This window comes from Bacillus swezeyi (genome assembly GCF_001969815.1).
GTDB classification, from domain to species: Bacteria; Bacillota; Bacilli; order Bacillales; family Bacillaceae; genus Bacillus; species Bacillus swezeyi.
In genome coordinates this window covers 192,943-215,144 of the sequence record NZ_MRBK01000006.1, presented here as the reverse complement: position 1 = coordinate 215,144, position 22,202 = coordinate 192,943, and the positions used below count along the sequence as shown (strand labels likewise).

Annotated in this window: 21 protein-coding genes; all 21 read right to left on the bottom strand. The window is 46.6% G+C overall.

Annotated elements, in window-relative coordinates; translation table 11 throughout:
• Window positions 1-10: 10 nt before the first annotated feature.
• The 21 genes from dapG to BTA30_RS07050 all read right to left on the bottom strand — a co-directional run bounded on the left by dapG (window position 11) and on the right by BTA30_RS07050 (window position 22,144).
• Window positions 11-1,225, bottom strand: coding sequence for an aspartate kinase (gene dapG / locus BTA30_RS07150; protein ID WP_076760571.1), 1,215 nt, complete (start codon window positions 1,223-1,225; stop codon window positions 11-13).
• Window positions 1,226-1,325: 100 nt separating this feature from the next.
• Window positions 1,326-2,366: an aspartate-semialdehyde dehydrogenase gene (asd, locus tag BTA30_RS07145; protein ID WP_076760570.1), complete on the bottom strand. Its 1,041-nt coding sequence runs from the start codon at window positions 2,364-2,366 to the stop codon at window positions 1,326-1,328.
• Window positions 2,367-2,491: 125 nt separating this feature from the next.
• On the bottom strand, window positions 2,492-3,085 hold the full coding sequence (gene dpaB / locus BTA30_RS07140) for a dipicolinate synthase subunit B (protein WP_094777305.1): 594 nt from the start codon (window positions 3,083-3,085) through the stop codon (window positions 2,492-2,494).
• Window positions 3,082-3,981 (bottom strand): dipicolinic acid synthetase subunit A, encoded by a 900-nt coding sequence (gene dpaA / locus BTA30_RS07135; RefSeq protein WP_076760568.1) that lies wholly within the window; start codon window positions 3,979-3,981, stop codon window positions 3,082-3,084. Before dpaA ends, dpaB begins: the two co-directional genes overlap by 4 nt.
• 168 nt (window positions 3,982-4,149) lie before the next feature.
• Complete coding sequence (locus BTA30_RS07130) at window positions 4,150-4,410, bottom strand: YlmC/YmxH family sporulation protein (protein WP_076760567.1); 261 nt, start codon at window positions 4,408-4,410, stop codon at window positions 4,150-4,152.
• A 79-nt stretch (window positions 4,411-4,489) separates the two neighbouring features.
• The gene (locus tag BTA30_RS07125; RefSeq protein WP_076760566.1) at window positions 4,490-5,719 is read right to left on the bottom strand and encodes a M16 family metallopeptidase; all 1,230 of its coding nucleotides are present in this window, start codon (window positions 5,717-5,719) and stop codon (window positions 4,490-4,492) included.
• Between the two features lie 36 nt (window positions 5,720-5,755).
• Complete coding sequence (locus tag BTA30_RS07120; RefSeq protein ID WP_076760565.1) at window positions 5,756-6,718, bottom strand: polysaccharide deacetylase family protein; 963 nt, start codon at window positions 6,716-6,718, stop codon at window positions 5,756-5,758.
• A gap of 140 nt (window positions 6,719-6,858) precedes the next feature.
• The gene (pnp, locus tag BTA30_RS07115; RefSeq protein WP_076760564.1) at window positions 6,859-8,976 is read right to left on the bottom strand and encodes a polyribonucleotide nucleotidyltransferase; all 2,118 of its coding nucleotides are present in this window, start codon (window positions 8,974-8,976) and stop codon (window positions 6,859-6,861) included.
• Between the two features lie 200 nt (window positions 8,977-9,176).
• Window positions 9,177-9,446 carry a 30S ribosomal protein S15 gene (gene rpsO, locus BTA30_RS07110; protein WP_003220957.1) on the bottom strand — a complete coding sequence of 90 codons (270 nt, stop codon included), beginning with the start codon at window positions 9,444-9,446 and terminating at the stop codon, window positions 9,177-9,179.
• Window positions 9,447-9,610: 164 nt separating this feature from the next.
• Window positions 9,611-10,585, bottom strand: a complete 975-nt coding sequence (ribF, locus tag BTA30_RS07105) for a bifunctional riboflavin kinase/FAD synthetase (RefSeq protein ID WP_076760563.1) — start codon at window positions 10,583-10,585, stop codon at window positions 9,611-9,613.
• Between the two features lie 16 nt (window positions 10,586-10,601).
• Window positions 10,602-11,531, bottom strand: a complete 930-nt coding sequence (gene truB / locus BTA30_RS07100; protein ID WP_076760562.1) for a tRNA pseudouridine(55) synthase TruB — start codon at window positions 11,529-11,531, stop codon at window positions 10,602-10,604.
• Between the two features lie 71 nt (window positions 11,532-11,602).
• A complete protein-coding gene (gene rbfA / locus BTA30_RS07095; RefSeq protein ID WP_076760561.1) occupies window positions 11,603-11,953 on the bottom strand; it encodes a 30S ribosome-binding factor RbfA in 351 nt (116 codons plus the stop codon).
• Window positions 11,954-11,971: 18 nt separating this feature from the next.
• Window positions 11,972-12,250 (bottom strand): DUF503 domain-containing protein, encoded by a 279-nt coding sequence (locus BTA30_RS07090; protein WP_076760560.1) that lies wholly within the window; start codon window positions 12,248-12,250, stop codon window positions 11,972-11,974.
• Window positions 12,247-14,427 carry a translation initiation factor IF-2 gene (gene infB / locus BTA30_RS07085; protein ID WP_076760559.1) on the bottom strand — a complete coding sequence of 727 codons (2,181 nt, stop codon included), beginning with the start codon at window positions 14,425-14,427 and terminating at the stop codon, window positions 12,247-12,249. Before infB ends, BTA30_RS07090 begins: the two co-directional genes overlap by 4 nt.
• A gap of 19 nt (window positions 14,428-14,446) precedes the next feature.
• A complete protein-coding gene (locus BTA30_RS07080) occupies window positions 14,447-14,749 on the bottom strand; it encodes a YlxQ family RNA-binding protein (protein ID WP_076760558.1) in 303 nt (100 codons plus the stop codon).
• Window positions 14,750-15,025 carry an RNase P modulator RnpM gene (rnpM, locus tag BTA30_RS07075; protein ID WP_076760557.1) on the bottom strand — a complete coding sequence of 92 codons (276 nt, stop codon included), beginning with the start codon at window positions 15,023-15,025 and terminating at the stop codon, window positions 14,750-14,752.
• Window positions 15,026-15,038: 13 nt separating this feature from the next.
• Entirely contained in the window at window positions 15,039-16,160 is a 1,122-nt protein-coding gene (gene nusA, locus BTA30_RS07070) for a transcription termination factor NusA (protein WP_076760556.1), read from the bottom strand.
• 31 nt (window positions 16,161-16,191) lie between these two features.
• Entirely contained in the window at window positions 16,192-16,665 is a 474-nt protein-coding gene (rimP, locus tag BTA30_RS07065; RefSeq protein WP_076760555.1) for a ribosome maturation factor RimP, read from the bottom strand.
• 192 nt (window positions 16,666-16,857) lie between these two features.
• The gene (locus BTA30_RS07060) at window positions 16,858-18,027 is read right to left on the bottom strand and encodes a glycoside hydrolase 5 family protein (protein WP_239693594.1); all 1,170 of its coding nucleotides are present in this window, start codon (window positions 18,025-18,027) and stop codon (window positions 16,858-16,860) included.
• A gap of 125 nt (window positions 18,028-18,152) precedes the next feature.
• Window positions 18,153-19,835, bottom strand: a complete 1,683-nt coding sequence (locus BTA30_RS07055; RefSeq protein WP_076760554.1) for a cellulase family glycosylhydrolase — start codon at window positions 19,833-19,835, stop codon at window positions 18,153-18,155.
• Window positions 19,836-20,029: 194 nt separating this feature from the next.
• Complete coding sequence (locus tag BTA30_RS07050; RefSeq protein ID WP_076760553.1) at window positions 20,030-22,144, bottom strand: glycoside hydrolase family 48 protein; 2,115 nt, start codon at window positions 22,142-22,144, stop codon at window positions 20,030-20,032.
• Window positions 22,145-22,202 lie beyond the last annotated feature (58 nt).

Below are 22,202 nucleotides of genomic sequence, written 5' to 3'. Positions count from 1 at the left end.
TCAATCACATTTATTTTGATAGTTCAAACACTTCATGCAGCGCGTTTACGGCCGTCGCCATATTTTCCTCGTGAACAAGCACCCAAATCGTCGTATGGCTGTCTGCCGACTGAAGAATCGGAATGCCTTTTTCCGATAGGGCGGTAACGATTTTAGAGGTGACGCCCGGTACACCCATAATGCCCGCACCGACGGCTGACACCTTCGCACAATTTCTCGTTATGGCGGGTTCATAGCCCAATTCTTTCAGTATCCCGAGCGCACGGTCTGTCATGTTTCCGGCTACCGTGTATACAATTTCACTTGGGGTAATATTAAAGAAATCAACACTGATGCCGGCATTGGCCATCGCTTTAAACACTTCGGTCTGTACATTGTATTGTCCTTCTTTTGCCGGAACTTTAAACTGGGTCACGTCTTTTACATGGGCAATCCCTGTGATGAGCCGCTCAAACACGTCGCTTCCGGCCTTTGAAGTGTGGTGACTTGTCACAAGCGTTCCGGTTTCCTTTGAATATGTTGACCGAACCCGAATCGGCACCTTCGCCTGCATGGCAATCTCCACCGCTCTCGGATGGATTACCTTTGCACCTTGATAGGCTAAATTGCAGATTTCCGTATAGGTGATCACGGGCAGCGGCTTTGCTTTTTCAACGATTCTCGGATCTGCGGTCATGACGCCTTCTACATCTGTGAAAATATCTATAAATTCTGCGTCCAACGCGGCTCCAAGGGCAGCGGCCGATGTGTCGCTTCCGCCCCGGCCGATCGTTGTGATGTCCCCTTTTGCCGTGGCGCCTTGAAAACCGGCGACGACAACCGCATCATGTTCGGCCAGCATGCTGACAAGACGTTCCGGTTTCATTTCAAGAATTTTTGCGTTCGTATGCTGGTTATCTGTTAAAAAGCCGGCCTGTGCGCCCGTCAAAGCCGTAGCTTTCATTCCATTTTCCAAAAGCATGCTTGCAAATACAACTGAAGAAATCGTTTCACCGCATGACAGCAGCAAATCCTGCTCCCGTTCAGTGATCGCATCCTGTCCGCCGTAAAGCAGATCAAGCAATGAATCGGTTGCGTAAGGGTCTCCCTTGCGGCCCATGGCTGATACGACAACAACCGCTTTGTACCCTTCATTGACCGCTTCTTGAATGTGACTTAAGGCCAGTTGTCGGCCGCGGTCATCTTTTACAGACGTTCCGCCAAATTTTTGAACGATGATTTTCAATTTATTTCACTCCAAGTTCATTTCGGACGTAACAGAAGAGAGCAGGCTGATTTTAAGCCTTACTCTCTTCTCACATCTCCCGTTAGAAATCTTAACATATTTAAACTAAGTTTAAAGCTTTTAAGCTTTCTGCGATTTGAACGGAATTCCATGCCGCCCCTTTCAGCAGGTTATCGGAAACAATCCAAAGATGAAAGCCGTTCGGACGGTCGAGATCTTTGCGCACCCGTCCGACAAACACATCTTTTTTCCCTACTGCATCGGCAGGCATCGGATATACCTGTTCGGCCGGATCATCTTGCAGGATGACGCCAGGAGCTTCTTTTAACAGGTTTTGTATGTCTTCTGCAGTTACATCGTCACGGTCTGTTTCAATGTAGACGGACTCTGAATGCCCTGTTGCAATCGGCAGTCTGACACATGTCGCTGATACTTGAAGTTCAGGCATGTGCATGATTTTTTTTGTTTCATTTATCATTTTCATTTCCTCAAACGTAAACCCGTTATCCTGGAATTTATCAATTTGAGGAACAGCGTTAAATGCGATTTGATAGTGTTTTTCATCGCTCTTCACCGGCATGATCTCAGGCTCGAACGGCTTGTCGTTTAAAATGGCTTCCGTTTGGCCGTAGAGCTCTTCAACAGCTTCATTTCCGGCTCCTGATACCGCTTGGTAGGTCGACACGATGATTTTATTTAAACCGAAAGCCTTGCGGATCGGCTCAAGCGCAACAACCATTTGAATGGTTGAACAGTTCGGGTTTGCAATAATGCCGTTATGCTGATGCAAATCTCCCTCATTGACCTCAGGAACGACGAGCGGAGTGTTTTGATCCATCCGAAATGCGCTCGTATTGTCAATGACAATCGCACCGCGTTTGACAGCTTCATGAGCAAGCGCCTGTGAAACGCTGCCTCCAGCGCTGAACAGCGCGATGTTTACGCCTTCAAAGCTTTCTGGACGAGCTTCCTGCACAGTATACTCTTTACCTTTAAATGTAAGCTTCGTACCTGCTGAACGCTTTGAGGATAATAAAGTCAGTTTATCCAGTTCAAAATTTCTGTCTTCTAGTGTTTTTAACATTTGCTGTCCTACAGCGCCTGTCGCACCAACTACTGCTACATGTAATCCTCTGCCCAATTGTAAAACTCCTTCCACCTTAATCGTCGTGACGATTGGTTGACTATGCATTTTACATTTTATTTTAACATAGAAGTGAGCCGGGTGATTGATATTTTTTGTTACATCTTTATTTTTAGAAAGATTTATTGATCATTGTTTATCAGAACGGGCTGGATTTGTTTATAGGATAGCGCTTCTTCGACCGCCGGCAGCAAAAGATCCATTTTGGCGACGAGTGAATTCGGCTTTTGATAAGGGTCATCCTGACCGAACGGAATGAAGAAGATGTTTTTTGTCGTCATCAGTCTCATCAGGTTGACACCGTTAAGACCGAGCGCATCATTTGTTGATATGCCCAGGACGACCGGCCGGGAGTTTCGAATCGTCGCCTTGGCCGCCATGAGAACCGGAGAGTCCGTCATCGCGTTCGCAAGCTTGCTCATTGAGTTTCCCGTCAAAGGCGCAATCACCATACAGTCAAGCGGTGTTTTCGGCCCGAGAGGCTCCGCTTTCGGAATGGAATCAATCACTTCAAAACCTGTCAGCTCTTCAATTTTCTTCACCCACTCTGCCCCTTCTCCAAAGCGTGTGTCCGTCGATTTTACAGTATGCGTCACGATCGGTCTGACTTCCGCCCCTTTACTTACAAGCTCTTCAATTTGCGGAAATACGGCATCATACGTGCAATGTGAGCCTGTAAGGCCAAATCCGATTCTTTTCCCTTTGATCGACATTATGACAGCCCCTTTCGGTCGGTTGTTGATTGTGACAGAAGGTTACACAAAACATTGGCGATGATCTGACCTGCCGTTTTAGGCGCGACAATGCCGGGAAGTCCTGGAGCGAGCAGCGCTTTAATGCCCTGTTTCTCGGCAAAGTCAAAATCAGTCCCTCCTGGACGGGTCGCTAAATCAAGAATCAGGGTTCTGGGTGTCATTCGTGAGAGGACGTTTTTATCGAGAATGAGGCTTGGAATGGTATTGATGCAAATATCAGTATCTTCAACATGTTCTCCAAGTTCGTTTGTATGGAAAGGAGTGAGGCCCATTTCCATAATTCTGGCGAGGTGGGCGGAATCGCGGGCGCCGACTTTAACACGCGCTCCGAGAGCCGAAAAAGTCCGGCTGATGCTCATTCCTGTCCGCCCGAGCCCGAGAACCATGACATTTGAGCCGTGAATCGTATAATCAGTATGCTGTATGGCCATCATGATGGCCCCTTCAACTGTAGGTATCGAGTTGTAAATCGCAATATCGTCTCTTTCAAAAAGCTTGATAAGCCGGCGGTTTGCCCCTTTTGCCATTCCGTCTAAATATTGATTTGAAATCCCCGTATAGATGGTGCAGTGAGGCTCGGTTTTTTCCAAATGCTCCTGTTTTAACTTCACTTCTTCATTGGAGAAAACAGTCGCAACCGCACCTTCTGCGGATGTGCCTGATACAGGCAGAATCAAGCTGTCTACTGTTCCAAAGTCCAGTTCATTTAACTTTAATTTTGTAGCTCCGGTAAATCCGTGGTCAAGCTGATCAAAACCGACCAAAAAAACGTTCGCGTCCTGTTCCGTCAGCTTGCGGATGATTTCAAGCTGCCTCGCATCACCGCCGATGATTGCAATCGTCAATCCGGTTAACATGGCTCTAACATTCACCTTCTTTTTGACAAGGATCTAATTCCATAAGCTAATTTCATCATATGACAAAAAGGAAATAGCGGTGAATTGAAATAAAATTTATCAGAAGGAAAAATCATAAAACCCGCGGGCGGGGAATCCAAGAATATAAAAAAACCGGCTGCCGCCGGCTTATTCGTCTTTTATTCCGCTGTCTTCAGGAACATCGAGAATGATTATGTCCGATCCGATTTTTTGAATCTGCGCCCAGGGCACCTTGATATCATTTCCCTGTTTTCTGCCAAGACCGAACCATTTAACCGAAGGGATGATGAGGGCCGTAATCTGCCCGTCCTGTTCGTTGATCTCGAGATCTGTCTGCCCCAGAACGCCAAGGCGCTCAGCCCGCTTGATATCTACGATTTCTTTTCCCGAAAGTTCGCTCAGCCTCATGAAAAAACCCCCTTTTGTATGATGTATGTACGAACAGCAAAAAACATGCCTGCCTAAAAAGACAAGCATGTTTTCATGTTTATTTTGGAAGTTCCCCCGTCGGACTGATCAAAGCCGAAGAATAATCGTCCGTAAAAATCCGGTTTGCAAGGCTGTTGACCCGCTCGAGATTCACGCCGTTCAATTTTTCGATAATCTCATCCAGCGTCCGGTGTTTTCCAAGCAGCAGCTCGTTTTTCCCGTTTCGGCTCATTTTGCTGTTTGTGCTTTCAAGGCTGAGCATTAAGCTGCCTTTCATCTGCTCTTTGCTGTTTTCAAGTTCTTTCGGTGTGATGCCTTCTCTTTTTAACACGCGAAGCGTTTCGTGAATCGTTTCTGAAAGAACCTGAAGCTGGCCGGCGCCGGTTCCCGCATATATCGTCATCATACCGCTGTCTTCAAATGAACTGTGATAGCTGAACACGGAATAAGCGAGTCCTTTATCTTCACGGACATCTTGGAAGAGCCGGCTGCTCATGCTTCCTCCCAAAATATTATTGAGCACGATCAAGTCATAAATGTCAGGGTGCCCGGCCTCCAATCCATCGAAGCCGAGGCAGAGGTGGGCTTGTTCGGTTTCTTTTTTGCGCGTCATTTTTTCATGGTGAAAATCAGGTTTTGACATCCCCGTTCTTTTTCCTTTTGCTTCATAGGAGCCGAAATGCTTTTCAGCTTCCTGAATAAAGCGCTCAGGAACATTGCCGGCAATCGAAATGACGACGCGATCCGGCGTGTAATATTCGTCCATATATTTTCTTAAGGCATCACCGTCAAATTCAGCAAGCGTTTCTTCCGTGCCGAGAATCGGATAGCCGAGGGAATGGCTTCCGTATGATGCTTTGCTGAGCAGATCGTGGACGATGTCATCAGGTGTGTCCTCATACATTTTAATCTCTTCATAGACGACGTTTTTTTCTTTTTTCAATTCTTCCTCGTCAAATGTTGAATGAAAGAACATGTCTGAGAGCACTTCCAAAGCATAGTCCGCATGCTCATCAAGAACTTTGGCATAATAGCACGTATACTCCTTTGAGGTAAACGCATTGACCTGACCGCCTATTCTGTCAAAAGACTCCGCGATATCTCTGGCCGTGCGCGTTTTTGTGCCTTTGAAAAACATATGCTCCAGAAAATGCGAAATGCCGTTAATCTCCGGTGTTTCATGTCTTGATCCCGTTCCAATCCAAACTCCGATAGCCACCGACCGGACTGTAGGATTGTTTTCGAATACGATTCTTACCCCATTTTGACAAGTATACCGTTTAATCAAATCTGTTCCTCCTATTCAAAGAACGGGCCGCACATCCTATTCTTCAACAAGCCTTTCTTCATTGAGAAGCTGTGAGACAGTTCCGATTCGATAGCCTTTTTCATGCAGGTTTTGAATTAAAACATCAAGGCTTTCGGCAGTTGGATCTGTCGGATGCATTAATATCATGGCGCCGTTATGTACTTTGCTTAATACCCGCTGCTGCAAGACGGCCGGCTGCGGTTTCTGCCAATCGATCGTATCAACTGTCCACATCACCGTTCCCATTCCCATTGAATGGGCCTGATCGACGACCTCTTTGCGAAAACTGCCGCTCGGGGGTGCAAACCACTTCGGTTTTATCCCGAGGGTGTCTTTAATTTGCTCATTTGTCATCCTTAGCTGCTCTGAGATTCGTTCTCTCGTCAGTTTGCTCATATCCGGATGATTGTATGAATGGTTTCCGATTTCATGCCCGCCGCTTAAGACGGATTTCGCCAAGGCCGGATGATTCTTCACCCATTTGCCTTCCAGAAAGAAAGTAGCTTTCACATGATGTTTTTTAAAAACGGGAAGCATTTTTTCCAAATATTCATTTCCCCAGGCGACATTGATGAGAAACGATACCATCGGTTTATCAGGATGCCCGCGGTAGATCGGTTCGGGCTTCAGGGACGATAAATGGACTTCAGGTCTGACTTGGTCGTAGACAAGAAGCTTTTCATGAAATGCGCCGGCCCGTTTCATTTTTTTGTATGATTTTTCGATGTTCACTTTTACACCATTATAGCCTGGCATCGCTTTCCAAATCTTATCGATTTTTGCGTTTTGCGCTTTCACTTCGTATTCAGGCGCTTTTTGCAGCAGCTCCTGGTATAGATCGTCCTTTTGGGCTGCAACAGTGACCGCGTCTTTTCTCATCGCATCTATGTAATTTGGTGAGTATGGATGTTTCATCATCTGATAAGACATCACCATAAGAAAGATAAAAGCAGCAAACCGAACAATCGTTCTTTTCAATTGCCCTCTCCCCCCTTCCCCACAAAAATATGTGAGAAAAGGACAAGATAGAACCGATCCGTTTTTAGGCCTTAAAACAAAGAAGCCAGGTCACCCAGGCTTCTTTTTTGTTTTGATGACTATGACAGAAGAAGGACAGACTACGAATTTTGTTCTTCTTTTTCCTTCTGTTCGCGCAAGACAGCTTTTCTAGATAAGTTGACGCGTCCCTGTTTATCGATTTCCGTTACTTTTACAAGGAGTTCGTCGCCTATCTTGACGACATCTTCAACTTTGCCGACACGTTCAAGCGCAAGCTCTGAAATATGGACTAAACCGTCTTTTCCGCTGAACAGTTCAACGAAAGCGCCGAATTTTTCAATCCGTTTGACTTTACCTAAGTAAAGCTGTCCGACTTCAACTTCTCTGACAAGGTCTTCAATGATTTTCTTCGCTTTTTGGTTCATGCTTTCATCAGTGGAAGAAATAAAGATCGTGCCGTCTTGTTCGATGTCGATTTTAACGCCTGTGTCTTCAATGATCTTATTAATTTGTTTTCCGCTCGGCCCGATGACATCGCGGATTTTATCCGGATTAATCGCCATTGTCAAGATTTTCGGAGCATACGGAGACAGCTCTTTTCTTGATTCAGCCAATGTGCTCATCATGCTGTCAAGGATCTCCATTCTGCCTTTTTTCGCCTGCTGAAGGGCTTCTTCCAAAATTTCTCTTGACAAGCCGGCAATTTTAATATCCATTTGCAGGGCGGTTACGCCTTTTGCAGTTCCCGCTACTTTAAAGTCCATGTCTCCAAGGGCATCTTCCATTCCCTGAATATCCGTCAGGACCGTATAGTTTTCGCCCGATTTGACAAGGCCCATTGCAATTCCGGCAACCGGCGCTTTAATCGGCACCCCGGCATCCATCATGGCAAGCGTGCTTGCACAAATGCTCGCTTGGGAAGTCGAACCGTTTGACTCAAGTACTTCAGAGACAAGCCGAACTGTGTACGGGAAGTCTTTTTCAGACGGGATAATCGGTTCAAGCGCACGTTCTCCCAGTGCACCGTGCCCGATTTCGCGGCGTCCCGGTCCGCGCATCGGTCCTGTTTCCCCGACGCTGAACTGCGGAAAGTTGTAGTGGTGCATAAAGCGTTTTGATTCTTCAACGCCGAGACCGTCCAGAATCTGAACATCACCGAGCGCACCAAGCGTACAGATGCTGAGCGCCTGAGTCTGTCCCCTTGTAAAGAGTCCTGATCCGTGCGTTCTCGGAAGCAGTCCGACTTCTGAAGAAAGCGGTCTGATCACATCGACACCACGGCCGTCAGGGCGTACCTTGTCTTCGGTGATCAGGCGGCGCACTTCGTTTTTAACAAGCTGTGACAAAATGTCCTTTACTTGTTTCAGTGTGTCTTCATCATGCTCTTCTTCCTCAAATTTGGCCAAGACTGCTTTTTTCACTTCGCTGATCGCGTCTTCGCGCGCATGCTTTTCGTGAACCTGAATGGCTTTTAAAAGATCGCTTTCAGCCATTGCCTTCACTTTGTCTTTCAGATCGGAATCGATCTCATACAAGGTGATTTCTGATTTTTCTTTTCCGACAGCCGCGACGATTTCTTCCTGGAAGGCGATTAAACGCTTAATTTCTTCATGTCCGAACATGATGGCTTCAAGCATGATCTGTTCGGGAACTTCCTCTGCGCCCGCTTCCACCATGTTGATGGCGTCCTTCGTTCCGGCTACGACTAAATGGATATCGCTTTTTTCGAGCTGCTCAAGCGTCGGATTGATGATAAATTCGTTGTCAACCCGGCCGACTGTCACACCGGCAATCGGTCCTTCAAACGGAATGTCTGACACGCAAAGTGCAAGGGATGAACCGAACATCGCCGCCATTTCTGACGAACAATCCTGATCAACACTCATGACGATGCTGACAACTTGAACTTCATTTCGGAAACCGTCTGCGAACAGCGGGCGAATCGGCCGATCGATTAAACGGCTGGCGAGAATCGCTTTTTCGCTTGGTCTCCCCTCTCTTTTAATAAATCCGCCCGGAATTTTGCCGACGGCGTAAAGCCTTTCTTCATAGTTCACGGTTAAAGGGAAGAAATCAACGGTTTTAGGTTCTTTTGAAGCCGTGGCTGTGCTGAGTACCGCAGTATCTCCATAACGCACCATAACGGCTCCGTTTGCTTGTTTGGCAAGCTGGCCGGTTTCAACAGTCAGCTTTCGTCCGGCCCAATCTATGGAAAAGACGTGTTTCTCTTGTCCCATTCTTATATGAACTCCTCTCTTCGGATAGTTTTTAGGTTACTCCTATTATGAACGAAATGAATTGAACATATCAATGGCAAAGTGCTATGTAAAGATTGAATCATGTCATTTATGATCATTTATATGAACAACGTATTTTGGAATTGCCGGATATTCGTTCTTATACGATAAAAAAGCGGGAATCCTCCCGCTTTTTACGATTATCGACGTAATCCAAGTTTGTTGATCAACTCACGGTAACGAGTTACGTCTTTGTTACGAAGATACGTAAGAAGATTACGACGTTTACCTACCATTTTAAGAAGACCGCGACGTGAGTGATGGTCCTTCTTGTGAGTGCGTAAATGCTCGTTCAGATTGTTGATTGAATCTGTTAGGATAGCGATCTGAACTTCCGGTGATCCCGTGTCAGATTCGTGTGTTTTGAACTCATTGATGAGTTGGTTTTTACGCTCTTGAGTAATTGCCATCCTGTTTCACCTCCATATAATATTAGCCCCGGTTACCTAGCAAACGCCGGTGATTCGATTTGCCAAGTGAGCGGTTTTAAAGCTACAGACAATATGATACTAGAAAGACAGCCTTTATGCAACTATTTATTATTCACTCTTCATTGTTGACGAGTATTTGCTTTTCAATACATATTTTTGAAATATTCAGCAGCCTTCCGCTCTTTAAAAAAGCGGATCGCTTCTGCTTTGTCTTTTGAGATCTGTTCAACCAGCTCATCGACACTCCCGAATTTTTTCTCGCTTCGCAGCCGTTTATACCATTCGATCTTCATTTCGCTTCCGTATATTTCTCGATTAAAATCAAATAAGTTCACTTCAATTGAAGGCTGGCCGGGGCGTTGTTCGTAAAAAGTCGGCTTGTATCCGACATTGCAGACGCCATTGAATGATGATCCGGCTATTTCCGCTTTGACGGCGTACACGCCTGTAGGCGGCACAATGTATGTGCCTGAAAGGCCGATGTTGGCCGTCGGGAATCCGATCGTACGCCCTCTTTTATCACCGTGGATGACAACGCCTTTCACATAGTACGGTCTGCCGAGCAATTCAGCAGCATATTCGACATCGCCGGCTCCGAGAACGGAGCGGATCCTTGTGGAGCTGACCTTTTGATCCTGATCTGAATATTTTTCGACAGCCGTGCTTTTGACGCGGCCTTTTGCATACTCCTGGAAGTTTCCCATTGTGCCTTTTCCAAATTTCCCGAAGGTAAAATCAAAGCCTGCGACGACATGGGACACATTGAACCCGAGTATATACTGATCGATAAAGTCCTCCGGTGCGAGGGAAGCAAATTCAGGGCTGAATTCCACGATGTATAAAAAATCGGCTCCTAACTCTTCGATGATATTTACTTTTTCGCTCAAAGGCGTAATTAAGTCTTTCGGCTCCCGGCCTTTTTTCAGAACGGCTGAGGGATGAGGATGAAAGGTCATCACAGACGTTTTGACGCCTTCTCTGCCCGCCGTGTTTTTGGCCGTAAGAATCACTTGCTGATGTCCCAGGTGAACACCGTCAAAATAGCCTAATGCCATAACTGATTTTGGAAAATCCTCACGCTTCAGATCGTGGGGGTGGGAAATATGTATCGTCTTCAAGAACGGTCACCTTTTCTTATTGTTCGCTTTTTTGCACAAGTACTTTTGCCGGCTTCAACAGGCCGGGTTTTGTCGGATGCGGATAATAGATGGCTGTACACCGGCCCGCTTCTGTCAAGACTGCAAGACGGTCATCGCTTGTCAAGTCAGAAAAGCTCTCAGGTGTTTCCAGCACTGCTCCATTTTCCACTTTCTTAGCTAATGTATCACTAATTATCCATTTCGGCAAATGATCAAGCGCACGCTCGACTGCAACGAGCTGTTCAGACAATGTGCCGTTTTCAATACATTCTTTAATCTGTTCAAAGGTCAGACATTCATCAAGCGAGAATGGGCCTGATGCCGTTCTGATCAAGTGGGACATATGGGCGGGAAGCCCGAGCTTTTGCCCTATCGTGACCGCCAATGTCCTGACATAGGTTCCTTTTGAACACGTCACGCGAAACCGGAAGCGGGCCGTATCATGTTCGCGGCTGATCGCTGAGGCCAGTTCAATATGATGGATGGTGATGGTCCGCTTAGGTCTTTCAACCTCGATTCCCGCTCTTGCGTACTCATACAGTTTTTTTCCGTTGACCTTAACTGCAGAATACATCGGCGGGACTTGTTCGATCGTTCCTTCAAGACTTTTGAGGACGCTCTCAACGGTCTTTTCATCAGGCGGTGTGCCGACAGGTGTCTTTTCCGTGATCTCTCCCGTCTGATCCTCTGTCGTCGTTGAAAAGCCGAGGGTAATCTCGGCATCATATGTTTTTGATTTTTCAGTCAGGTACTCGACAATTTTGGTTGCCCTCCCGATACAGATGGGAAGAACACCTGACACTTCAGGGTCCAGTGTCCCTGTATGACCGACTTTTTTTGTTTTTAACAGTTTGCGGATCTTCATGACACAGTCATGGGATGTCATGCCGACCGGTTTATGTAAAAGCAGGACTCCGTTGTACATGCCGTTTTTCGCCCCTTTCTGATGTCAGCTAAAAAGGACAGGCAGTCGACCGCCTATCCTAGATTAGCTTCTTATTCTTCTTTGTTTGAATTCAGCTCGTGAATCAATGTTTCGATACGGTTTCCGTAATCGATGGATTCATCGAATTCAAACTGGATTTCAGGTGTTTTGCGAAGCCTGATTCTATTCCCCAATTCAGAACGAATGAAGCCCTTCGCTTTTGCCAAGCCATGCAGTGTCTCTTCCCTTTTCTTTTCATCGCCAAGAACGGAAATATACACTTTGGCAATTTGCAGGTCACCTGAGACTCTGACATCTGTTACTGTTAAAAATCCGATTCTCGGATCTTTCAGCTTTCTTCCGATAATGTCGCCAAGTTCTTTTTTCATCTGCTCCCCCACACGGGTAGCTCTCATCGTCATGATCATACCACCTCTACGTTAAAACCACTCTGTTCTCGTGATCGTCCGTTCAATTTCCGGAAAAGAGTCGATAAAGGCTAGAACCCGCTGCAGCTCTTTTTCCGTTTGAACGCGAGAGGAAGAAACGGCGGCGATTCCGAAGCTTGTGTGCTGCCAAGTATCCTGGTAGTCAATTTCTGAAACAGAAACGTTAAACTTCGCGCGGACTCTTGTGATGATCCGCTTCAGCACCGCCCGTTTTTCCTTGAGTGATGATGCATCATATATGATGCACTCGCATTCAACGAAACCGATCACTTTCTTTCAATTTCTTGCATAACATACGCTTCAATCATGTCGCCTTCACGTATGTCATTGTATTTCTTAATGGTGATACCACATTCATACCCTTGTGAAACTTCTTTTACATCGTCTTTAAAGCGTTTGAGAACATCAACTTCTCCTTCAAAGATGACGACGCCGTCGCGAATTAAGCGGATTCCGCTGTCACGCGTGATCGTTCCTTCCGTCACATAGCCTCCGGCAATCGTACCGATTTTGGAGACTTTGAATGTTTGACGGACTTCAACCATTCCGATCACTTTTTCTTCATACTCGGGATCAAGCATGCCTTTCATGGCCGCTTCAATCTCATCGATGACTTTATAAATGATACGGTGAAGGCGGATATCCACATTTTCGGCTTCGGCGGTACTCTTAGCATTTCCGTCAGGTCTGACATTAAACCCGATGACAATTGCATTTGATGCAGAAGCTAAAATAATATCTGATTCGGTAATCGCACCTACGCCTGTATGAATGATTTTTACTCTGACGCCTTCGACTTCGATTTTTTGCAGTGCTGCGGCAAGGGCTTCAGCAGAGCCTTGAACATCTGCTTTGACAACGAGATTAATGTCTTTGACATCGCCTTGTTTGATCTGTTCAAATAAATCGTCAAGGCTGAGCTTCGCTTTATCGCTGCGCTGTTCTTCGAGCTGTTTCGAAGCGCGCGCTTCTCCGACTGAACGGGCTGTTTTTTCATCTTTGAACACAAGGAACTGGTCCCCTGCATTCGGAACTTCGTTTAGCCCTGTAATTTCTACAGGAGTTGACGGGCCAGCTGATTTCACGCGTCTGCCGAGATCGTTGACCATCGCGCGCACGCGGCCGAATGTATTTCCAACAACGATCGGATCACCGACCTGCAGTGTTCCGTTTTGAACGAGCAATGTCGCCACAGAACCTTTTCCTTTATCAAGCTCGGCTTCGATGACCGTTCCTTTCGCTCTGCGGTTTGAATTCGCTTTGAGCTCCTCGACTTCACTGACAAGCAGGATCATTTCAATGAGTCCGTCGATTCCTTCTCCTGAAAGTGCTGAAAGCGGAACGAAAATCGTCTCGCCCCCCCATGCTTCAGGAACAAGGCCGTGCTCTGTCAGTTCTTGCATGACGCGGTCCGGATTGGCCGCCGGTTTATCGATTTTGTTGACGGCGACGATAATCGGCACCTCAGCCGCTTTAGCATGGTTGATCGCTTCAACAGTTTGAGGCATAACTCCGTCATCTGCCGCTACAACGAGAATCGTAATATCGGTTACTTCCGCTCCGCGGGCGCGCATTGTTGTAAATGCAGCGTGCCCCGGTGTATCGAGGAATGTAATTTTCTTCCCGTTTTCTTCAATTTGATAAGCGCCGATGTGCTGTGTGATGCCTCCCGCTTCACCTTCAACAACTTTCGTTTTTCTGATGCTGTCGAGAAGCGTTGTTTTCCCATGGTCTACGTGGCCCATGATCGTAACGACAGGAGGGCGGATTTCAAGATTTTCCTCTTGATCCGGCTCTTCGTATTTTTCAAATTCGGTCTCTTCATGGACGATCACTTCTTCCACTTCAACACCGTATTCTGAAGCGATCAGTTCTACCGTATCTTTGTCAAGATCCTGGTTGATCGTCGCCATGACGCCGAGCAGCATCAGTTTTTTAATGATTTCTGACGGCTCTTTTCCGAGCTCTTCAGCAAGAGCACCGACCGACATCGAATTCGTAAATTCAATTTTTTCAGGCAGCTCTTTTTTCGGCTTGAACTGTTTCTCCTGCGGAGACTGATGGTTTTTATTGCGCTTGTTCTTTTTGTTGTTGTTTTTGTTGTTGTTGTTTTTCTTTTTGTTTTTATTGTTAAATTGAGTATTCTGCACGTTATTCTTCTTTCCATCTCGATTTTTGTTTGGTTTAGTTCCGGCATTCTGTTTTGCGGCTTCTTGCTGCGGCTGTTTTTGGCCGCTTTGATCGGCGTTCCTTTTGTTTCCGGCCTGCTTATTTGCGGCAGGCTGGCCGCCTTTTTTGAATTTTTGGTCAAGCTGTCTGATTGCATTTTCTTCAATCATCGCCATATGGTTATTGACTTCAATATTCATACCTTTTAGTGCCGCTATAATATCCTTACTTGAAACATTTATGGCTTTTGCATATTCATAAACTCTCATTTTAGCCATTCGTTCACCCCCAAAAAAATTAATCGAGCTTTCGGAGCAACGTATTCGCAAAACCTTGATCAGTTACGGCGACAACCACACGGGAGTCTTTGCCGATTGAACGGCCCAGCAGCGTACGATCTGCGATTTTTCTGACAGGCACATCGTAGTGTTTGCATTTGTCTGTTACTTTTTTCTCCGTGTTAGCCGAAGCGTCGTCTGCAAGCAAAACAAGCTTTGCGCGTGAATGCCTGATTTCTTTCACAACCAGGTCTTCTCCGGACACGACCTTTCGAGCTCGATTCGCCAGACCCAGCAAGGAAAACCATTCTGACTCCGACATTTATCTGTTCTCCTTTTCTGCCAGTTCCAGCAATTCATCAAAAATCTGATCATCAATTTGTGCTTGAAGCTGATTTGCTAAGCTGTTTTTCTTTTTTGCAGTTAAAATGACGTCTTTCTCAAGCGTAAGGTAAGCTCCCCGGCCGTTCTTTTTGCCAGTCGGGTCTACGGAAACTTCCCCTTCTTTCGAACGGACGACGCGGATAAGCTCCTTTTTAGGCTTCATTTCCCCTGTTACGACGCACTTTCTAAGCGGGATCTTCTTTCGGCTTTTCACCAAAGGTCACCTCTTATTCATCTTCATCCGATTCTGGAGTTTCGCTTTCTAGGAAAAGCTCTTCAGGCTCTTCTTCAAGCTCCCTTGGATAAATACCAAGTTCTCTTGCATCTGTTTCGCTTTTAATATCGATTTTCCAGCTTGTCAGCTTTGCCGCTAGGCGGGCATTTTGACCCCTTTTGCCGATCGCCAGTGAAAGCTGGTAATCAGGAACGACGACCGTTGTCGCCTTGTCTTCCTCATTGACGATGACATCAAGCACTTTAGACGGGCTTAACGCATTGGCGACAAATTCCACCGGATCGTTTGACCAATGAACAATGTCGATTTTCTCGCCTTTCAGTTCATTGACGATCGCTTGGACGCGCTGGCCCTTAGGTCCGACGCAGGCACCGACCGGATCGATATCTTGATCATCTGTCCGGACGGAAATTTTGGAGCGGTCTCCCGCTTCTCTCGCCACAGATTTAAGCTCGACCGTTCCATCGTAAATTTCAGGGACTTCGATTTCAAAGAGCCGTTTTAATAAGCCTGGATGAGTTCTTGAAACATAAATCTGCGGACCCTTCGTGGTTTTTTCCACTTTTGTGATAAACACTTTGATTCGGTCATGAGGTTTGTAGACTTCATTTGGCATTTGTTCTGAGGCCGGCAGAAGCGCCTCGATTTTGCCCAAAGATACATAGATGAACTTACTGTCGATCCGCTGGACGATACCTGTCATGATATCTTCTTCACGGTCGATAAATTCTGAATAGATGACGCCGCGCTCCGCTTCACGGACGCGCTGAGTGACCACCTGCTTGGCTGTCTGGGCGGCGATGCGTCCGAAGTCCTTCGGTGTCACTTCTATTTCCACGACATCTCCGACAATATAGTTCGGGTTGATGCTTCTCGCGTCTTCAATCGAGATTTCCAGCCGCGGATCATAGACTTCATCCACGACGTCTTTGCGGGCGAAAACGCGGATTGAACCGGTGTCGCGATTCAAGTCGACCCTGACGTTCTGCGCCTGGTTAAAGTTCCGCTTGTAGGCGGAGATGAGCGCAGCTTCAATCGCTTCAATAATAATGTCCTTACTGATTCCCTTTTCTTTTTCAAGAACAGTCAGGGCATCTAACAACTCACTACTCATGTTTATGGTTTCCCCCTTAAACAGTCAAAAATTAATTGAACGTAACAGCCAGCCTTGCTTTGGCTATTTTTTCATATGGAATATTGATTTTTTTCTGCCGTGTTTTGATCGTGACTGTAATCTCCGCGATTTCACCGTCAAATGCAGAAAGCTTACCTTCAAACTCTTTATTGCCTTCAATAGGTTCATACGTTTTAATATATACGTTTTTTCCGAGCGCTTTCATGAAATCGGCTTCTTTCTTTAAAGGCCGTTCAGCTCCGGGAGATGATACTTCAAGAAAGTAATTTTGCTTGATTGGATCAGCCTCGTCAAGCTTTTCACTAAGAGCTTCGCTAACCTTGGCACATTCTTCGATGTCAACGCCGTCTTCAGAATCAATAAACACGCGAAGGAACCAGTTTGGACCTTCCTTGACAAATTCGATGTCAACGAGTTCAAGCTGAAGATTGTCTAGTATAGGCTGGACCATTTCGCTAGCGGTATCGATCACTTTGTTACTCATTCTTTTCCTCCTTGTGCAGGCTACAATTCATCAGCTCTCTCGTAAAAACCCTGCTTCATAAGCAGGGATTATAGAAAAAACGATGAACATGTCGAGACAAAATTGCCTGTTCAATACAAAAGAGCGGGTTTCCCCACTCTTCGCCTCGGCTATCGTTAGCATTTCCAATAAAACTATACCATAACCATTTTTTTAATGCAAATCATGACAGTGTTCAGTTAGGCTTTTGCCTGCGCACTGCTGATGGGACGTGCCCGTTTTTTCGTTCATCCGTTTGGCGTGTTCGGAAATGACGGAAGCGGCAGAACTTGGATAAACGATTCGAAAGCCGTCATAATCCGGGTAGAGAGTGCCGTCATCCTGAATGCCGGTCAAAATCCAAAATTGGCTCCCCGCTCCGCCTTGCTTTTCAATGAGATCAAGCCATGTTCGATAGACGTCATTCCGCCTTGTTTGATCCTGGTAGCCGTACTCCTCTAAAACAACGGGTTTGCCGATTTCTTTTCCATCGTTAATATGGTCTTTGATCCACTGATTCCCCCATTCAGCGGTTTTGCCCCAATGGTCTGGATAAAGGTGGTATGTGCCGTAGTCAATGTGGGGAAGCGCGGCAAGCCTTTTCCAATCAACGCCTTCTCCCCCGCCATACTGCCAGTCAGGATGTCCTTCTATATGATAAAACCCTTCATCTCCCACTGCGACAAGATGGTTTTTGTCAATGGATTTGATAAACGCACTCATCTCATCAGCCCATTGAACGAGCGTATTTCCGCTCCTGTCTGACTGCACCCTCGGCTCGTTGGCGAGCTCCCATGCCATGATCGCAGGATCGTCTTTATACTTGACGCCTGTATAAGTGTTGACCCGATTCAGCATATAGGACACATAGTCTTTATATGCCTGCTTAATGCCCGGATGTGTGTAAAATGTGTCATGTCCATCCGCCTGAAACCATCTGACATACTGATTCATTCCGCCAAAATCATCCCAGTTGTTCACAAAGGGGATGACAAGTTTGATTCCTGTTTGACCCGCCTTATAAATGGCGTAGTCAAGCTTTGAAAAGCCTGATTCATCATATTCGCCCGGTCTTGGCTGCATCACGGTGTTTTCCTGCGGCTGGCCGTCGAGAAATCCCCAGATGCGAATCACTTTCAAATTCATCGCTTTCATATCTGCAAACACATCATCAACCATTTTTTTAGATTTATAATGAAAATAATAGTTATTGGTCCCGGCAAAATAAAAGTCTTTTCCGTTTAAAACGAATCTCGTTCCAGATTTCTCAACAAAAGGAGATGCAGCAAATGCCTGCCGGGAGTATCCGGACTGAATGGCGGAGAGCGCCAGCAAAAACAGCATCAGCCATTTCAAAAAACCTTTTCTCATCGCTTTTCCCCGCTTTCTTCAAGAAAATATTAGAGGACGGCGGCATTTTAGAATATGAGCCGCCGTCCTTTGTCCAGGCAAATGTAGAGCCCTCAGATTCAAGGCGTTACTTTTACTTTCACGACTGCCTCGACGCCTTTCGGCCACATTTCAAAAGTGAAAGTGGAATCGCTTTTCAAATACTTTAAAACACGCTCTCTCAAATACAGATCTCCGTCTTTTTCGTAAAAATCTTCGTCATAGTTTAAATACGGCGTCCATGACCATACGTCTTCAAGAACCGGCCTTCCGGTAGAGTCGACGACTCCTTTAACAGTAGCCAGCTTCGTTCCGTTTAATGACGCCGGGATTTTGAGATCGCCGTCCACTGCCGATTGACTGATTGTAAATTCGCTTTTTTCAAGCTTTGGCGCATCATAAAGAATGACATCCATGACCTGGTTTGCACCTTTATCAAACGTAAAAGTGAGCTGTGCTTTTGTACCCGGCTGTTCCGACCCCGCAATCAGCTTTTTCAGAAAGGATGCTTTGATCTTGACTGTTTTTCCGTCATCAGCAACCGTATAGTCGCTTCCTTCCTGCAGCTGCTCAGATTGCCGGTAGATGCCGGTCAGCGTATTTCCGTTCTGCTGAATGTCTGTCGTCTGATCGCCAATGCTTTTCCCCTTCTTTATAAAAAGATCCGCCGGTTGGATGATCGCGTTGGGGACGCCGCGCCCTGCCTGAATGACCATGTCTTTTACGACAGGATCGCGCCATTTTCTCGCCATCCGGTCAAACTGGTCATTCCCGTTGTCCCACCACATCGGGATCATTTGATATTTATGGGCGAGACGGACAACCGTATCATGATACAGCCGCTTTGAATGATTTTCATTGGCGCCGAGGGTGCCGTACTCACCGATGATGACCGGGTATCCTTTGTTTACAAAGGTCTCATAGACCGGCCTGATGTCCTGTTCCATCTCTGCGATTTCTTTTGCTGCCCCCCAAGTCGTCCGGCCCCACCAGTTTGACACATAGTCCCACGGCGAATAGTAGTGATAGGTGAGAACGATCCGGTCATCATCAGGCGGCTCAAACGAATTGAGCAATTCATCTTTGTTATCTTCAAGTCCGCCGACAATCACGAGCCGCCGATCATTGTTGCCGCCGGTCGAACGGATGATGTTCAACATCTCCCTGTTAAGCAGGTTCAATTGATAGGCGCTCATTCCAGTCGGTTCATTGACAATTTCAAACAGCAGTCGCTCACTTTTATGTTGAAAACGCTCGGCAATCTGCCCCCAGACTTTCCCCAGTTTATCTAAAGTCTCCTGCTGGCTGTTTCCCATGCGGCTGATCCAAAGCCAAGAATCGTGATGAATGTTTAATACGACGTAAAAATTTCTTTCTAATGCCCAGTCCGTCACTTCTTCCACCCGGTTCATCCAAGCGGGGTCAATCGTATAATCGGGAGCGCTGCCGATGTGCGAATCCCATGTCACAGGAATGCGGACGCTTCTAAATCCCGCATCTCGAATATCATCAAACGTATGCTCTTTGACCGGCGGATTGTTCCAAGAGCCTTCTGTCGGGACGGCGTCAAGCGTGTTGCCAAGGTTCCATCCCGGACTCATGTTTTCCAAAAGATCTGCCGGCGAACTGAGGCCCTGCTTGTTTGCCTTCACTTCCCCGCTTGTTCCAAAAGCGTTCGGAACTGCGGCTGAAAAGGCCGTTCCCATGATCAAAAATAATAGTATGATCGATTTTAAACATAAGGTTAAGCGCTTTTTTCTCAATCTTTCAATCTCCTTTTTAGAGGATTCACGCACGGAAAACGTTTATATTTTTCTCCGCAGCTGTCTGTTGCTGATTTCATCATAAAGGCGGCTGATTTCAGGCGCCCTGCCTAAAACGCCGCCCTAAATGTTCTATTGACGCTTTCTGAAGCCAAAGACCTGGTTCATTCTCTTATATCTCCAACATTCTTTTTCTAAGCATCTCCGATTAAACGGTCATATTCAGCATAAGCTGTCGCCATATCAACCTGAGACCAGAAACGGTGATAAACAAAAGTTGGCAGGCCATTTTCCCATTTGCCCGTATTCGGATTCCATGAGGTTTGGTATTTATTTTCTAAATAAGCCCACATCGGATCGTTTTTTATTTTCGGACGTAGATCCGTATGACTGATATAGACGCCGTTTCCGCCTTTTGCCGGATCAGACGGCACAGTATTCGGCCCCGGAATGGTGTTGCCCTGGCCATTTCTTCCGCTCCAGCCATTCGGAAAGTAGATCTCCTTCGTAAAGTAGCGGATATAATCTTCATGTTCTTCTTCTGCTGCGATTCCGATTCCGTCATTTTTATTCCACGCCGTATCAAGCAGTTCTTTTGCCAGGTCTTTAGCTTGGTGTCCGAGATCAGTAAAGCTTGCGGTTTCAGCTTTTGTTCCGGCTGCAAAGAAGACGAGCGTTTTGATATAGCTGCCGAGAACGCCGACATCCTGAGACGGATTCTTAGTCGTGACACGCAGATCCGGATTTCCTGTAAATGAATCAAAGCCCTTCCACGGATCAGGCTGGCCGTTCCATTCAAGGTTCGCGGGAACCCAGAATTCGCCCGGGTCAGATTGTGCGGCAATCTGCGGGTTTTTGCCGCCAAGGACGCGTTCTCCTGCTTCGTTTAAATAGTAGCCTTCTTCATCAGACATCGGCCGTTCGTTGACAAATACATAATCCATTGAATATGCGACCCATTTTTCAATTACGTGTTTTGCCATTTTAAAGTTTTCTGACGATTTGTCGCCTTTCTGCGCAAAAATATAATACAGTTCCGCCACCCTTTCTATCGGCCAGACTTGCATTCCGAACCAATTGTTAGAAGGCGGATCATGATATACAGGCGCTTCAGTGTATGCCATGCCGTAAAACGTGCTGATATTCTGCGGGTATGCACTGTAGTTGCCGTTCCAGCTGTTTGTGGCGCCTCCTGCAACCGCCCCTTCTGAAGAAAGCAGCCATGTGTAGAGTTCAAGCTGCCTTTTCAGCGTCGTTTCCCAATCGCTGCGCGCTGAAGGTGAATTTGGAATCAGCCCCCCTTCAGCCGAAGACAGCGCATACGAGGCAACAGGGTTCTGATAGCCTTGATGCACATGGCTCGCGCCGATCCGCCACGCCCAGTTCGCATACTGCCCCAGTCCGCCTCCCCAAGCGGTGTACCAAGCCATTAAATAATGACAGGCATTCTTTCCAGAACCGCGGGAAGGAGAGCCGTCGGCAGCGCTTCCAATCTCTTGAAAGTATTTATCATACATGCCGTAGCGGAGAAAATCCCCCATCTTTTTGGCTTTATCTAAATACTTTGTATTGCTGTAGCCCCATTGTTTGGCCCAGTACATCGCCTGAACGGCGCGGGCATCGGCGTCTGTCGCGTTCGTATAGCGCCATTGCGGTGCAGGGGCCTGATTTTCTTTTGTAAACAGACTCATAAATCCTTCATTCGGTTTTCCGAATGTCTGATTATCCTGAGACGGGTGCGGAACCGTTTCCCAAACCGACTCCTGTTCACCGCGCTGATAAGTGTTGACATAAACGGCTGTATGCGGTGGGTTCAGCAGATTTCCGAATTCATACCAGTTGTCAACATCCAGCAGCCAGTGCATTAAATACGTTTCATTGCTTCCGTAAGCGGATCTAAGCTCTCCGTCAAGCGGATCGTTTCCGGCTGGGTATTGTCCGGTCAGCGCTGAAGGATAAAGGTCTGGGTAGGGATGTTCGGCGGCATATGTGGCAGGACTTGAGGGGTTGTAGTAGCTCATCGTCGGCTGTTCTTCTTTTCCATCGCCTTCATTGACCGGGATGATATATTTCTCCATATTGTCCCAAGCGGCTTCAAGCCTTGACCAGTCTTGCGTGTAGCGGCCATACATCGCTTCAAGCCACAGCCAATAGCTGTATGCTTCTGATGTCGTCATATGACCATAGTCAGGCGCTTCACATATAAGCGTTTCAACAGCGTGATAAGGAATACCTTCAGGTGAAAAATAACCGTTTTTCGGACTTTTTATTTGTTCATACAATTGCATAAAGCGTGTTTGATTGTCCACGATACGTCCTCCCTTTTGAAGCTGAGAGCTTCCGTTTCAATGTTTGGAACGCCGGGCA

Bases quoted from the DNA above. Each gene is read 5' to 3' on its own strand.
- dpaA (WP_076760568.1), bottom strand. From the start codon at position 3,981: ATGTTAACCGGATTGACGATTGCAATCATCGGCGGTGATGCGAGGCAG.
- BTA30_RS07130 (WP_076760567.1), bottom strand. From the start codon at position 4,410: ATGAGGCTGAGCGAACTTTCGGGAAAAGAAATCGTAGATATCAAGCGG.
- pnp (WP_076760564.1), bottom strand. From the start codon at position 8,976: ATGGGACAAGAGAAACACGTCTTTTCCATAGATTGGGCCGGACGAAAG.
- rpsO (WP_003220957.1), bottom strand. From the start codon at position 9,446: ATGGCAATTACTCAAGAGCGTAAAAACCAACTCATCAATGAGTTCAAA.
- truB (WP_076760562.1), bottom strand. From the start codon at position 11,531: ATGTACAACGGAGTCCTGCTTTTACATAAACCGGTCGGCATGACATCC.
- rbfA (WP_076760561.1), bottom strand. From the start codon at position 11,953: ATGACGATGAGAGCTACCCGTGTGGGGGAGCAGATGAAAAAAGAACTT.
- infB (WP_076760559.1), bottom strand. From the start codon at position 14,427: ATGGCTAAAATGAGAGTTTATGAATATGCAAAAGCCATAAATGTTTCA.
- BTA30_RS07080 (WP_076760558.1), bottom strand. From the start codon at position 14,749: ATGTCGGAGTCAGAATGGTTTTCCTTGCTGGGTCTGGCGAATCGAGCT.
- nusA (WP_076760556.1), bottom strand. From the start codon at position 16,160: ATGAGTAGTGAGTTGTTAGATGCCCTGACTGTTCTTGAAAAAGAAAAG.
- rimP (WP_076760555.1), bottom strand. From the start codon at position 16,665: ATGAGTAACAAAGTGATCGATACCGCTAGCGAAATGGTCCAGCCTATA.
- BTA30_RS07060 (WP_239693594.1), bottom strand. From the start codon at position 18,027: ATGCTGTTTTTGCTGGCGCTCTCCGCCATTCAGTCCGGATACTCCCGG.